The organism is Dyadobacter sp. LHD-138, assembly GCF_030929615.1.
Classification (GTDB): domain Bacteria; phylum Bacteroidota; class Bacteroidia; order Cytophagales; family Spirosomataceae; genus Dyadobacter.
Map to the genome: position 1 here is coordinate 20,255 of NZ_JAVFVU010000005.1, position 13,045 is coordinate 33,299.

General features: G+C 41.3%; 12 protein-coding genes. 10 read left to right on the top strand and 2 right to left on the bottom strand.

The features are described 5' to 3' along the window. The first annotated feature begins 9 nt into the window (after nt 1-9). The 9 genes from RB622_RS04280 to RB622_RS04320 all read left to right on the top strand — a co-directional run bounded on the left by RB622_RS04280 (nt 10) and on the right by RB622_RS04320 (nt 10,238). The gene (locus tag RB622_RS04280; protein ID WP_308045283.1) at nt 10-1,065 is read left to right on the top strand and encodes a glycosyltransferase family 4 protein; all 1,056 of its coding nucleotides are present in this window, start codon (nt 10-12) and stop codon (nt 1,063-1,065) included. Between the two features lie 4 nt (nt 1,066-1,069). Further along, on the top strand, nt 1,070-2,203 hold the full coding sequence (locus RB622_RS04285; RefSeq protein ID WP_308045284.1) for a glycosyltransferase family 4 protein: 1,134 nt from the start codon (nt 1,070-1,072) through the stop codon (nt 2,201-2,203). Then, nucleotides 2,200-3,324 carry a hypothetical protein gene (locus RB622_RS04290; protein WP_308045285.1) on the top strand — a complete coding sequence of 375 codons (1,125 nt, stop codon included), beginning with the start codon at nt 2,200-2,202 and terminating at the stop codon, nt 3,322-3,324. Before RB622_RS04285 ends, RB622_RS04290 begins: the two co-directional genes overlap by 4 nt. Before the next feature lie 470 nt (nt 3,325-3,794). Next, entirely contained in the window at nt 3,795-4,568 is a 774-nt protein-coding gene (locus RB622_RS04295; protein WP_308045286.1) for an O-antigen ligase family protein, read from the top strand. Between the two features lie 314 nt (nt 4,569-4,882). Beyond that, nucleotides 4,883-5,641: a TerC family protein gene (locus RB622_RS04300; RefSeq protein WP_308045287.1), complete on the top strand. Its 759-nt coding sequence runs from the start codon at nt 4,883-4,885 to the stop codon at nt 5,639-5,641. A 40-nt stretch (nt 5,642-5,681) separates the two neighbouring features. After that, a complete protein-coding gene (gene dnaG, locus RB622_RS04305) occupies nt 5,682-7,670 on the top strand; it encodes a DNA primase (RefSeq protein WP_308045288.1) in 1,989 nt (662 codons plus the stop codon). Between the two features lie 19 nt (nt 7,671-7,689). Then, complete coding sequence (locus tag RB622_RS04310) at nt 7,690-8,577, top strand: LysR family transcriptional regulator (protein ID WP_308045289.1); 888 nt, start codon at nt 7,690-7,692, stop codon at nt 8,575-8,577. Nucleotides 8,578-8,663: 86 nt separating this feature from the next. After that, a complete protein-coding gene (locus RB622_RS04315; RefSeq protein ID WP_308045290.1) occupies nt 8,664-9,608 on the top strand; it encodes a putative sulfate exporter family transporter in 945 nt (314 codons plus the stop codon). Nucleotides 9,609-9,692: 84 nt separating this feature from the next. Next, complete coding sequence (locus RB622_RS04320) at nt 9,693-10,238, top strand: DUF4136 domain-containing protein (RefSeq protein ID WP_308045291.1); 546 nt, start codon at nt 9,693-9,695, stop codon at nt 10,236-10,238. 53 nt (nt 10,239-10,291) lie between these two features. Here the strand turns inward: RB622_RS04320 and RB622_RS04325 are convergent, their stop codons facing one another. Continuing rightward, nucleotides 10,292-10,624, bottom strand: coding sequence for a YtxH domain-containing protein (locus RB622_RS04325; RefSeq protein WP_308045292.1), 333 nt, complete (start codon nt 10,622-10,624; stop codon nt 10,292-10,294). Nucleotides 10,625-10,683: 59 nt separating this feature from the next. Here RB622_RS04325 and RB622_RS04330 point away from each other — a divergent pair, with 59 nt between their 5' ends. Further along, complete coding sequence (locus RB622_RS04330; RefSeq protein WP_308045293.1) at nt 10,684-11,838, top strand: YCF48-related protein; 1,155 nt, start codon at nt 10,684-10,686, stop codon at nt 11,836-11,838. 123 nt (nt 11,839-11,961) lie between these two features. On the opposite strand, the gene RB622_RS04335 is transcribed toward RB622_RS04330, so the two are convergent. Beyond that, nucleotides 11,962-12,969 carry a YpdA family putative bacillithiol disulfide reductase gene (locus RB622_RS04335; RefSeq protein WP_308045294.1) on the bottom strand — a complete coding sequence of 336 codons (1,008 nt, stop codon included), beginning with the start codon at nt 12,967-12,969 and terminating at the stop codon, nt 11,962-11,964. Nucleotides 12,970-13,045 lie beyond the last annotated feature (76 nt).

A 13,045-nucleotide genomic window follows, 5' to 3' on the forward strand; every position in this document is an offset into this window, starting at 1 on the left:
TTTATACTTTTGACACACACGAACCTGACAAAAATCCTGATCTTGCCAGATGCAGGCCCTAAAAATCCATTTCAGCATCAGATGATAAAATTTCTGATAACGCATGGATTGGTGGTATATCCCGGAAAGAAAAGAAAATGGTTCAGCATCTATGCAGCCGTAAATAATTCAAAACCCGAAATCGTCTATTTCGACTGGGTTCATAGTTTTATTATTGGCAACAGTCTGCTGAGCAGTTGTATCAAGTCATTGGTTTTTTGTCTCGAAATCATTTATCTGATTAACATCAGAAAGCTTCCCATCATACATACCGCGCACAATATTCAAAATCATAAGAAAAAATGGCTGACGTTAGAACATTGGGTATATCGGTTTTTCTTACGAAAGTGTGATAGAATCCGCGTGTATTCAGAAGCGACGAAGGATGAAATCAGTAGTAAATTCGATCTGGATCCGTACCGGATTTACATAATCCAGGATGTTCCATTTCATCATTACTATCCCAATGCTATGTCGCGGGCACAAAGCAGAGTAACGCTGGGTGTCGATCATAACGCCTTCCTTTATCTATTTTTTGGCCGGATAGCACTTTACAAAGGCCTGGAAAATCTGATCCTCTCTTTTATTTCCATGGCCAAACCGGAAAGCTATCTGATTCTGGCCGGGGAATGTCTGGATCGGAAATATCTTTCGGATTTGCAAAAACTGGCAGGCGGCCACGCAAAAATAATCTGGCACGAGGGATTTATAAAAAGAGAAGATGTCCAGTATTTTTTCAACGCAGCCGATGTTGTCGTGCTGCCTTTTACCAGAATTGATCACTCGGGTACTGTTGATCTCGCTTTGTCTTTTTCAAGGCCCGTCATTACCCTGAAAACCAAAGCAATGACTGCTATGCTTCCGCATCAAGACGCTCTGCTTTTCGAAAAACCCGACCAATTGCAGCATTGCCTGGTTCAGGTAACGAAGATGAACCTGTCCGCTATCGGTTTGAAGAATTTCAAAACAGCCAATAAGGCAAACCATGCTGATTTCCTGAAATTATTTCGAATGTCCAAATCCTGAGAAAATGAAAATACTTTTCTGCACCAATACATTTGAAAATGTCCTAAACGGACCAGCAAAGTTCGCAGGCTATCTGCTGGAATTAAACCGGCTGGATGCTAATGTAGAAATCCGCATCCTGACCGAGGACATTGGCATCGACTCCCGGCATATCGATCAGGCTTTCATATTCCGCTTACATTTAGAATTAAACCGTTTCACTAAACCCTGGGGGTTTATTTACAGAATGTTTCCCTATTACAGAGCTTGTCGGGATATCCGGCGGTTGTTTCCTTTTGATGTAGTCATTTTCAACAACGCCATTACAGGAATTTGGTCTGCCATCCAATTAAAAACACCGGTTTTAGGCATGATCAATGATGATAGCAGCCTTGGCGCCTCCATCGATAATTTTCAAAAAAGCAGGAAATGGTTTCGTCATTTTATCTTCCGGTTTATGGAGAAACTGGCCTGCTATTGCATGGAAGGCATTATCGTCAACTCCCGCTTTTTACAGAATTTAGTATTAAAAGCATACAAACCATGCCCTTCCAAACTGCACCTTTTATACAAAGGAGTTTCCATTGAGGGTTCCCCTAACTTTGGAAAACTGGATTTGCAATCCCCTGTCAGCGTTCTTTTTGTCAAATCTGATTTCGTGCGCGGTGGATTAAACGACCTGATTACAGCGCTCGGTTTATTGCCTGAATACAATTTTGAATTACAAATCGTTGGGCCTGGCGTTCAATCTAAAAGAGAAATTTTCAGTCAAAACAAATACCCGAACGTTCATATTGATTTCATTGGCCCGGCTCCGCAAACATTGATCAAGGCTCTTATGCGGCAGAATGATCTGTTTATTGTTCCATCTCGTCAGGAAGCTTTTGGTGTTGCCAACCTCGAAGCACTGGTCAGCGGCATACCTGTAATTTCAACGAATGTCGGTGGCATTCCGGAAGTTCTGAATGATGGAAATAACGGCTGGATGGTCGATCCGGAAAAACCCGAAGTATTAGCCAATACCATTCGATATGTCATAAAAAATCCGACAGAAAGATTAGAAAAGCAGAAAAAAGGCTACGCGTTCGTCTGTCAAAATTTTTCCAAAACGGCCGTTTTAAATCGTTTTCTGGCTACTGTTAATATTTACAGCCTATGAAAGTGCTGTTTATTTCAAACAACTGGGCCGACGCACATCAGCAAACCAGGTTGCATGGTTTGACGCAATCAGGATTTATAATGACCTGTCTCGCTGTTTTTAGAAATTACTATCCCGTCAAATATCCTTTGCTACCGATCTCGCTTGGAGAAATTGCGCATGCGCATTACGCGAAACGATCGCGAATATATTGGCGACTTTTCATTCAATTATGGAAAAATGCCGACTACAATGACTGCGTCTACGTTTATGGTTTCGATCTGTTACTCACAACGGTGATATACAAAACATTTTCAAGGCAAAAAATCAGGATCATTTATGAGATCCCCGACATTCGTGAGCTTTTTTTCGCAGAAAATATAGCTGGGAAACTGATCAGAAAAATAGAGCAAATCATTATTCCTCATATCGATCAACTCGTAGTTACATCGCCGGAATTTGTCTCAGAATATTTTACGAAGCACAGAAAAATCTGTGTTAAGCATTATCTGGTTATCGAAAATAAGGTTCATTCCGGTCAGTTACCCGAAGATACCTTTGTCAATACCCCGATGAATTGTTTTAATCGTAAGATCAGGATTGGTTATTTTGGCGTGTTGCGCTGTAAAAATTCTCTTAACTGCCTGATTTCATTGGCTGAAAAGAATCAGTTTGAAATTATTCTGCGGGGCATATTTATGCCTGATACCAGTCCTTTTGAGGAAAAAATCAAAAATTCGAGAAACATCTTTTACTATGGCCCATACCAGGTCCCCGAGCATTTGAGAATGATTTATAACAAGGTGGATATTGTCTGGGGTGCCTATCCGTTCTCAAAAAATGAAACCGGCAATCATCTTTGGGCACGGACAAACCGTTTTTATGAAAGTCTGTTTTTCAAAAAACCGATTATCCTTCAAAAAGGGACAGCCGATGCTGATAAGGCCCGGCAACTTGGGAGTATTGCATTGGAAATTGATATGAAAAATGAAGATCAGGTTATCAGAGATCTTTCGACCATGATCACTCCTGATTATTTAAAATCAGCCAGTGCTTTAATGCATGATATCACTGAAAATCATTATCAGATCACCACCGAATATAAAAATCTTGTCAGGTGTTTACAGCAAAAGAAATCGTAGCGCGTAAAATCGGCAGAAATGTGATTTTTCCAATTGTCCTTTTTTCCTTGCTCACAATCGGAAATTATTCTTTTTTCAGGTATTCCGTACAAGGTGTAGAAACAACCTCGTGGGTGCTCCGAATCATACCCCATATCAGGTTTGTTATCCCTGTCTGGGTCTTTTTCTATTGCGTATCCATCAATTTAAAGCTCACGTCAAAAATATTGCGGGATCATTTTGACGTTGTCGCCGTCGGACTGAGTTGGCTGGTCTCATCAATACTTAGCTTCGATATCTCCAGCTATCTACTTTACGGCATATGGTCCTTATTTTCGCTTTGCGCCGTCCTCTTATTTATCTCAACGACAGCCCTTATTTCCGAATCACGCGGAGCATTTCTTTTCAGGATTTTAAATGTTTTATGGATCGGTAATTTCGTGATCATCCTACTTGATCTCATCAGTATGCTATTCCAGAAGCAAGGAATAATGATGTCCAGTATCCCTTTCTCCTCTAATACATTCTGGGCTTATCCGACACTTATCATCGGTATTGTCGCCCTGATAAAAATGAAATTTACCACGGACAGGCTTCTAAAAAGATTATATTATATCAGCATTTTTGCCATTTCCCTGATCGCCGTTTACTTCTCGGCCAGGCGCAGCCCACTTTTTGTACTCATTTTGACGTCAGTGTTACTCTTTCTACCGCCACGTATTCCCCATATCCTTCTAATCAGTTTAATTGTGATCTCCTCTTTTTCATTCCTGAATACTACGACCGGTAAAAATATCATCGGTACACTCCCGGATTCTTATTCAAAATACCGGATTGAGAGAATGTTTGGCTGGGTGAAAGACCGAAAAGAAACCTCCTATCTCGAACGGAAAAAAATCTGGAATACGTATCTGGACAAATTTTACAGGAAACCGGTTTTCGGTGAAGGATTATCGGCGGTACACCGAATTACAAAAAGTAACAAAACCAAAACAGAAGGACTTTCAGCGCACAATACCTTTATAGGACTGCTGGCCGAAACAGGGCTTATGGGTACAACGCTAATGATTATTATTTTGGGAAGGAGTATTTTCTTTTTAAAAAAAGCAGGAAATCCCAATTGGGTGAAAATTTATATTCTCCTCTTTATCCCAACACTTCTGATCAATTGGGTTGAATACAACCTGATTCCGGGGCAAATATTTTTCTTATATACGATGATTATATGGCTGTTGCCCCGTGGTCTGCAATACCTTGAGAAATAATTTCCAGACCTGTGTAAAAAAACAAAGACATGAAAAAATTTCCATGCCCTGTTTCACACTATACACACACTATATTTTTAATGTCTTTTATATCAAGTCTTAATTCTTTCAATATATCTAATTTGAAAGCACAAAATAACACATTAATGTTATCAGAAAAAAGCTTTCGATTATGATTTTATTTATCTTAACCCCGAAAACAATCCATTTATTAATTAAAGGCTTAACGAGATACAAAAATACTTTATTGCCAATAAAAAATAAACTTCGATACCTGCTTACATTCGCATCAATAAACGCATTATCTCAGATCTATGGAATCACTTTTAACAACGGACGCATTAATCAGTTTGTTAACACTTACCCTGCTAGAAGTTGTACTAGGAATTGATAACATCATTTTCATTACTATAGTTGCAGGAAAACTTCCTGTTTCTCAACGAAAAAGAGCTCAAAACAATGGTTTACTCATTGCGTTATTGCTTAGAATCGCACTTCTTTTCGGTATTTCATGGGTTATTGGGTTAAAAGAAGACCTTTTGACAATCTTTGGACATGGCCTTAGCGGCAGAGATATTATTCTCCTTTTGGGTGGATTATTTCTTTTATACAGCTCTACAAAAGAAATCCATCACAAGTTGGAAGGCGAAACCGAACACATTCCTTCTGCTGAAAATACCGTCGCTGGTAAGGCTTCATTAACCTTTGGCAGTGCGCTGGTACAAATCTCGTTACTGAATATTATTTTTTCATTTGATTCGGTGTTAACAGCGGTCGGATTGGTAAAAGAAATTCCAATCATGATCCTTGCAGTCATTTTATCAACCTTCATTATGATTGCTTTTGCGGCTAAAATCGGCGATTTTGTAAATAATCACCCATCAATTAAAATTTTAGCGCTCTCTTTTTTGTTGATGATTGGTACGCTGTTGGTGGCCGAGGCTTTTCACTACGAAATACCAAAAGGATATGCTTATTTCGCGATGGCTTTTTCGTTTATTGTTGAATTGTTAAATATGAAGCTTGACAAAAATTCAAAAAATCCCGTTAAGCTACATGAGCGTGCCGAATGAAATCGGTAAATATTTAATAAATAATTAGAATACAAAAAGAATGCGCATTAATCCCGAAACGGTTGACAGGATCAAACAAGCCGCTGACATTGTGGAAGTGGTAGGGGATTTTGTGTCGCTTAAAAAGAAAGGGGCAAATTATTCAGCCTGTTGCCCTTTTCACAATGAAAAATCACCCTCTTTTAATGTCAATCCTGTTCGCCAGATCTTCAAATGTTTTGGTTGCGGGGCGGCTGGTGATGCCATCAAATTTGTGATGGATATTGACGGCGTCGGATACGGAGAGGCACTTCGATATCTTGCAAGCAAATATCAGATCGAGATTCAGGAAGAAGAGGTTACGGATGAAGAAGCTTTACGACAAAATACCCGTGACAGTTTATACATCATTCTGAACTTTGCCAAAAACTTTTATCAACAGCAACTTCATGAAACGGATGAAGGCCAGTCTGTCGGTATCAGTTATTTCCGGGAAAGGGGTTTTACGAATGATATCCAGAAAAAATTTGAGCTCGGATACAGTACCGATACCTGGGATGCACTTACGAAAGAAGCGCTCCATAAGGGTTACACGGCTGAAATCTTATCCAAAGCCGGATTATTAATTCACAAGGAAGGAAGTCAAACCGCGGGCTATGACCGTTTCCGCGGCCGGGTAATTTTTCCAATTCATAACGTTGCAGGCAAAGTAATCGCTTTTGGTGCAAGGATTTTAAAAACCGACAAATCCCAACCCAAATACCTTAATTCGCCGGAGACAGAAGTTTATCATAAAAGTGATATTCTTTACGGGATTTATCAGGCCAAAAATGCGATCCGCCAACTGGAAGCCTGCTACCTTGTTGAAGGATATACTGATGTAGTGTCACTACATCAGGCTGGTATCGAAAACGTTGTGGCATCCTCGGGCACATCGCTTACGACTGAACAAATACGGTTGATCGGCAGGTTCACTCCCAATATTACCATTTTATATGATGGCGATATGGCGGGGATCAAAGCTGCCTTACGGGGGCTGGATCTGGTTTTGGAAGAGGGACTGAATGTTAGTATCGTGTTATTTCCGGACGGTGAAGATCCGGACAGTTACGTACGCCGCGTTGGTGCCGAGGCATTTAAGGAATATCTAAAAAATGCCTCGCGTGACTTTATTACCTTCAAAACAGAAACCTTATTACAGGATGCCGGGAATGATCCTTTCCGACTGGCCGCCGTTATTGGTGAAGTAGTAAACAGTATCATCAAAATTCCCGACGCAATCAAACGTCAGGTATTTTTTCACCGGACTTCTGAAATGATGAAGGTGGATGAGCAAATGCTTATTTCCGAAGGAAATAAATTGCTCAGAAAACTGCATACGCAGCCAAAACCTCAGGAAAGGGGAAACAGACCGAATAATTTTACCCCGCAAGGTCCACAAGATATTCCATTTTCAGATGACGGGCCGCCGCCGGATTTTTTCGAATCGGAATCACCTGCTGCACCCGAGGAAACAGACGAGCAAACCCAGCGGACGAAACTTTACTATCAGGAAGAAGCCTTTATCCGTCTTTTGGTATTGTATGGGGCCAATGAGCTGGAACCCACGATTTCTGTTTGTGCCTATGTATTGGGAGAAATTCAGGGAATCGATTTTAAAGATCCGGTTTTTCATCATTTATTGACCTTATTCAGAGAAAATTTCAGCCGGCAAATTGTTTTGCACACGGATTATTTCCAAAATCATCACGAGTCTGAAATTCGTGACCTGACCATTAGTTGGCTAACCAGTAAGTACGAGTTAAGCTCCCTATGGACTGAAAAATTCGAGATCTATGTTCCGTCCGAAATTGATGTACTTGATAAGAGCAGCTTCATTAATATCCTTCGTCTGAAAAAGGCCTTCATTGAAGAAAAGATGAAAATATGCATGGCAGATCTGAAAAAAGCGACGACGGAAGAAGACGAAAATGCGATCATGAACGAGTATATTTTCTATAAAGGAATAAGTATGGCCGCTGCAAAAGAACTTGGCAGCGTGATCGGGTAAGTAATTTTGATTTGAGTATATGCTGGATTTCCGACTGAAAGTTTTTTACACCGTAGCCCAGACCCTCAATTTCAACAGGGCGGCGGAACAATTAAGTATAAGCCAGCCAGCAGTAACCAAACACATCAAAGAGCTGGAACAGCAGTACAGCACCACTCTTTTTGACCGGGCTAAAAAGCGGATCGTGCTTACGCGTTCCGGAGAGGTGCTTTTGCAACATGCGCATTTGATTTTTGAGCAGTATCAAAAACTTGATTTTGACCTTAATCTGTTACAAAATAAAACCGAGGGTGAATTACATATCGGCGCCAGCACTACCATTGCGCAATATGTAATTCCCTCCTATCTGGCGCATTTCCAGCAACGATTTCCAGAAATAAAGATTGAGCTCACAATGGCTAATTCACTGGTTATTGAGCAGATGCTGGTGGACAAAAAAATAGAACTGGGCCTGGTGGAAGGCACAACCCACAATAGCGATCTGAAATATTCACCTTTCTTAAAGGACGAAATTGTGCTGGTATCCCGTCCTAAAAACAGTCTCCTGAAAAAACGGGTGATTACAGCCAAAGAACTATTAAAACTTCCCTTACTGACACGGGAAAGCGGTTCCGGCACCGCTGACATCATTGAAGAATACCTGCAGACAACCGGCATAAGCTCCAAACAACTGAATATCCACATGCAGCTTGGCAGCACAGAGAGTATCAAAAATTACTTATTTTGCTCGGATACTTTTGCCTTCTTGTCTGTTTACAGTGTACAACAAGACCTGACTGATGACCGCCTCTGCATCATCGATGTGGACCGAATGGATATCACCCGCACCTTTTCATTTGTTCACAGACAAGGCCAGCCTTCTCCATTGTCTAAGCTTTTCATTCGTTTCTCCTCCCTTAAACGATAACTATTAGTTATTAAACCATACCTTTTTTGATTTATTAACATCATTTCCACTGACTACTTTTGCTTATCTATTAAGCACAGCAATCAATGGAAAGTATACATCGTCCACTCTCTTTAACATACCGGCACATCGCTTTCGGACTGTTATTCCTTATCTGTTTATTGCCTTTTGCAGATGCGCCAATAGCCTTATTGCTCGGATTTATTGCTACCCAGGTTCTTGGCCACCCTTTTGCACAGCAAAATCATAAAATTGCCCCGTGGTTATTGAAAACCTCGGTTGTCGGGCTGGGCTTCGGCATGAATTTGTCGCGCGCAATGGAAGCTGGCAAAGAAGGTTTTGTCTTCACAATGGCTTCAATCGTGATCACTTTGCTGGGCGGACTTTGGTTAGGAAAGCGATTGGGTGTCGAGATGAAAAGCTCATTTTTAATCACATCAGGCACCGCTATTTGCGGTGGCAGTGCTATTGCAGCACTTTCTCCCCTGGTTAAAGCGAATGAAAAACAGATCAGTACGGCATTGGGTGTAGTATTTGTATTGAATTCACTGGCCTTATTTGTGTTTCCAATTCTGGGAAATTTTTTACAAATGACCCAACATGAGTTCGGGATATGGAGTGCCATTGCGATTCACGATACCAGCTCAGTCGTGGGTGCAGCAGCCAAATACGGTAACGAAGCACTGCAAACCGCAACGACAGTAAAACTGGAAAGAGCATTGTGGATTATCCCTTTGTCTTTAATTACCATGTTCCTGAATCGCAATGGTGCCAAAATACAATTCCCTTATTTTATCGGCTTATTTATTATCGCGATGATCACCAGCAGTTATTTCACTGACTATCAATTCATTTACAGCAATATCATTTTCGAGTCAAAAAAAATATTGCTTCTTACCATGTTCCTGATCGGTGCCGGGCTTAATATAGACAGCATTAAATCCGCGGGTATTAAGCCCTTTGTCCAGGGAATTTCATTATGGTTTTTTATTTCCGGCATATCCCTTCTTGCCATAGTAGCATTGAGATAATAATCTGCCGGTATTCCCGAATTTGATTAAACACCGTTTAATTGTTAACTTTTGGAACGTGTTACTATTAATACTTCTCAAAAAATGAAAAATTCCATTCTCTTCATCTTGTTTTTAATCGTATTTACAGGTTGTTCGTCAGGTTATAAAATACTTAAACCTGAAAAAGAAAGTAACTTCCGATTGTCGGATTATCCAACTTTTGGTTTTTACGATATTGAAGCAAAAGGCGATACCGTTTCCGCCACTTTTGGAAAAAACATAGCCATTATTAAAGAGGCTATTTCGAGAAATCTGGAAGGAAAAGGCCTCAATCAGGCACAGGATCCCGCTTTGAAAATTAATATCGCGATCTCCGTTCAGGAAAAAATCCAGACACGTGAGACGAACTTCCAAAACGACGGCCGCCCTCAGTACATGGGGCAAAGGCGTTATTCCTGGAAAAGTAAAGAAGTTGAAGTCGGAAGGTATAAAATGGGCACCTTGCTGATTGATCTGGTGGATCCTGCAACCAACAAAATGGTCTGGAAAGGTGGCGGCGAGGGCGTTTTACCCGGAAAAGAGAAAGATTTCACCAAAGGAGCGAACGAGCTCATAGACCAGATTTTCAGTTCTATTGGCAACCAATAATTAAAAAAAGCCGGTTCTTTTTGGAACCGGCTTCATATGTTTTTGAACACAAATTAACCATTGTGCACGGTACTTCTCACCTTTTCATTTACATTGTCAGCCACTGTTTCAGCTTTGCCTTTTACGGCATTCACATTTTTCAAAAAGCCTTCTTTAAGCCTGTCTGCAAGCGTAGACAGCTCTTCAAGACTTTTTTCATACGTATCTTTGGCTGTACCACCTAAATCACTTGCTTTGGTTTTAACGGTACTACCAATATCATTTGCTTTACTTTTAATCAGCTTACGTGTATCTTTCCCTTTTTTCGGAGCAACTAATAAACCAATGGCAACGCCTGTAAGCAAAGCCCCTACCGTTCCGATCAGAAATTTTTGATTCTTGTTCATACCAAATTCTTATTTTGTGTGATGTAAAATAGATAGTTAACCAAATTTAGCAAAATACCGTGCCAAAGAAACTAATTAACGCCCTTTTTCTGCAAAGCCATACATTTCTTCTGTTTTTTATTTTGGTATCGATCTTGTCAGCCCCCCCGGCATATAGCCAGTGGGATATTCTTGATGTCAAAACAAAAATCAATATGCGCGGCGTGCATACGGTTACCCCGACCATGTGCTGGATTGGGGGCTCCAATGGCACTGTTTTACGGACTACAAATGGCGGAAAAAGTTGGTCAACCTTTAAAATCCCCGGAGCCGACTCGCTCGATTTCCGTGATATCCATGCATTTGGCAAAGAAACAGCCATTGCGATGAGTGCCGGACTGGCTGAGCTGGGCAAAGGAAAAATTTATCGTACCGAAGATGGCGGAGAAAGCTGGAATCTTGTGTATCAAACTACGCAAAACGGGGTATTTTTGGATGGCATCGATTTTTGGAATAAAAGTCAGGGGATATGCCTTGGTGACCCGGTAAATGGCAGATTGTTTATCCTCACAACCGAAGATGGAGGAAAAAGCTGGAAGGAATTGCCCATGGAGAGCCGCCCGGAAACACAGCCCGGAGAAGCATGTTTTGCTGCAAGCGGAACCTCGATATTGGCCGTTGGAAAGGATAAGGCGTTCATTGGTACAGGCGGCGGAAAAATGGCACGCGTTTTCCGGTCCGACGATTTGGGTCAGCACTGGCAGGTTTCAGAAACACCCATGCCAGCCGGCCCGACAAGCGGTATTTTTGGTCTTCATTTCTGGTCTAAAAAAAATGGCATTGCCGTGGGAGGCGACTATAAAAATACCAGCGATTCCACAAAAAATGTATTGCTGACCGAAGATGGAGGTGTTACCTGGAAATTTGGTGCAAGCACAAAGCCACTGGGATTAAAGGAATCTGTTGCACTTTATCATAAACGTTACTCAACCTGGAATGGAGATTCTCAGCTTCGTAAAGACGATTTCGCTTTGGTAGCCGTCGGCCCATCCGGAAGCAGCTCCTCAACCCAGCAGGGAAAATCATGGCAAACCATCGGAAATGAACCTTTTCACGCCGTAAGTTTTGCAGGAAACGTCGGTTACGCCGTTGGCGGTAAAGGCCTCATTGCAAAAATTGAGAAGGTATCAATGAAAAAGAAAAAACGGAAACTGGTTTTTGTGCGGGAGGATTAGATGCTGAAAGGATACATCAGGCAGTTTGCTTCTATCTTTTTCACCTATATCGGCAGTTATTGAATTGGATATCTTCCTTCAATTCAATAACTGCCGATTCGCTGATCAATGCACTTGAAATTTTTAAATCCTGTCAATCAACTCCTTTACCTTCCTTACTTCTCTTCCCATCAAGTGATCAGCGATTGCTTCGGCGTGTTCACGACCATTTTCGATGAAGATTTTTTCTGTAAAAACACCAGCCATGACCGTACCGCATAAATACAAACCTGGAATATTGGTTTCAAAAGTCTCCGGGTCAAAAGTTGGTACTTTTGTTACCGGGTCAAGCGCCACGCCACAGCGGAAAAGAAAATGTTCATCCGGCAAATAACCCACCAATAAAAAGACAAAATCGGCTGGCATCCACTCCGTTTCGCCGGTCTCCGTATTTTCAATCTGGATTCTGCCCGGTTCTATCGCCTTGGTGATGCTGTTAAATCTTGTATGAATTTTGCCTTCCTTCACCCGGTTTTTCACATCCGGCACGAGCCAGTATTTCACCTTCGTACGGAAATCAGCTTCCTTGTGCACAATCGTGACATGTGCATCATGCCGGTACAATTCAAGCGCCGCCTCAACGGAAGAGTTGGAGCCTCCTACCAAAACAACATTCGTGTATGAATATTGAAATGGTTCGTCATAATAATGAGAAACGTGCGGCAGGTCCTCTCCGGGTACATTTAACTTGCGCGGCACATCAAAATACCCAGTTGCCAATACCACATTGCGGGACTGAAAAACCTGTCCATCACTCGTATACACAAAGAAAGTACCGTCCTCCTGTTTTTCCGTACGCGTTACATCCACAAAAAGTTTGAAGTTCAGATCATAGTATCCGGCCACTTTCCGGTAATACTGAAGCGCTTCATTCCGGTTCGCTTTTACTTCCGAAATCGCAAACGGAATACCTCCAATTTCAATATTTTCGGCTGTTGAGAAAAAACGCATTCTTCTCGGATAGCGCCGTATCGATTCTGTTATATTTCCTTTTTCCAGGATTAAATGATCAAGGCCATTTTTAGTCGCTTCAATCGCCATTGCTAGTCCGCAAGGGCCGCCGCCGATGATGATAACGTCATGTATATGCATAATTCTTTTTAACTAAATCTGATGTTTAAGCTTCAAAAGCCTCGTTTGGTTATAGGAAATAGACGAAATTAAGATA

What these genes read in the sequence shown, in the direction of transcription:
- RB622_RS04285 (WP_308045284.1), top strand. Translation starts at nt 1,070, where the DNA reads ATGAAAATACTTTTCTGCACCAATACATTTGAAAATGTCCTAAACGGA.
- RB622_RS04325 (WP_308045292.1), bottom strand. Translation starts at nt 10,624, where the DNA reads ATGAACAAGAATCAAAAATTTCTGATCGGAACGGTAGGGGCTTTGCTT.
- RB622_RS04300 (WP_308045287.1), top strand. Translation starts at nt 4,883, where the DNA reads ATGGAATCACTTTTAACAACGGACGCATTAATCAGTTTGTTAACACTT.
- RB622_RS04315 (WP_308045290.1), top strand. Translation starts at nt 8,664, where the DNA reads ATGGAAAGTATACATCGTCCACTCTCTTTAACATACCGGCACATCGCT.
- RB622_RS04320 (WP_308045291.1), top strand. Translation starts at nt 9,693, where the DNA reads ATGAAAAATTCCATTCTCTTCATCTTGTTTTTAATCGTATTTACAGGT.
- RB622_RS04335 (WP_308045294.1), bottom strand. Translation starts at nt 12,969, where the DNA reads ATGCATATACATGACGTTATCATCATCGGCGGCGGCCCTTGCGGACTA.
- RB622_RS04290 (WP_308045285.1), top strand. Translation starts at nt 2,200, where the DNA reads ATGAAAGTGCTGTTTATTTCAAACAACTGGGCCGACGCACATCAGCAA.
- dnaG (WP_308045288.1), top strand. Translation starts at nt 5,682, where the DNA reads ATGCGCATTAATCCCGAAACGGTTGACAGGATCAAACAAGCCGCTGAC.
- RB622_RS04295 (WP_308045286.1), top strand. Translation starts at nt 3,795, where the DNA reads ATGATGTCCAGTATCCCTTTCTCCTCTAATACATTCTGGGCTTATCCG.
- RB622_RS04310 (WP_308045289.1), top strand. Translation starts at nt 7,690, where the DNA reads ATGCTGGATTTCCGACTGAAAGTTTTTTACACCGTAGCCCAGACCCTC.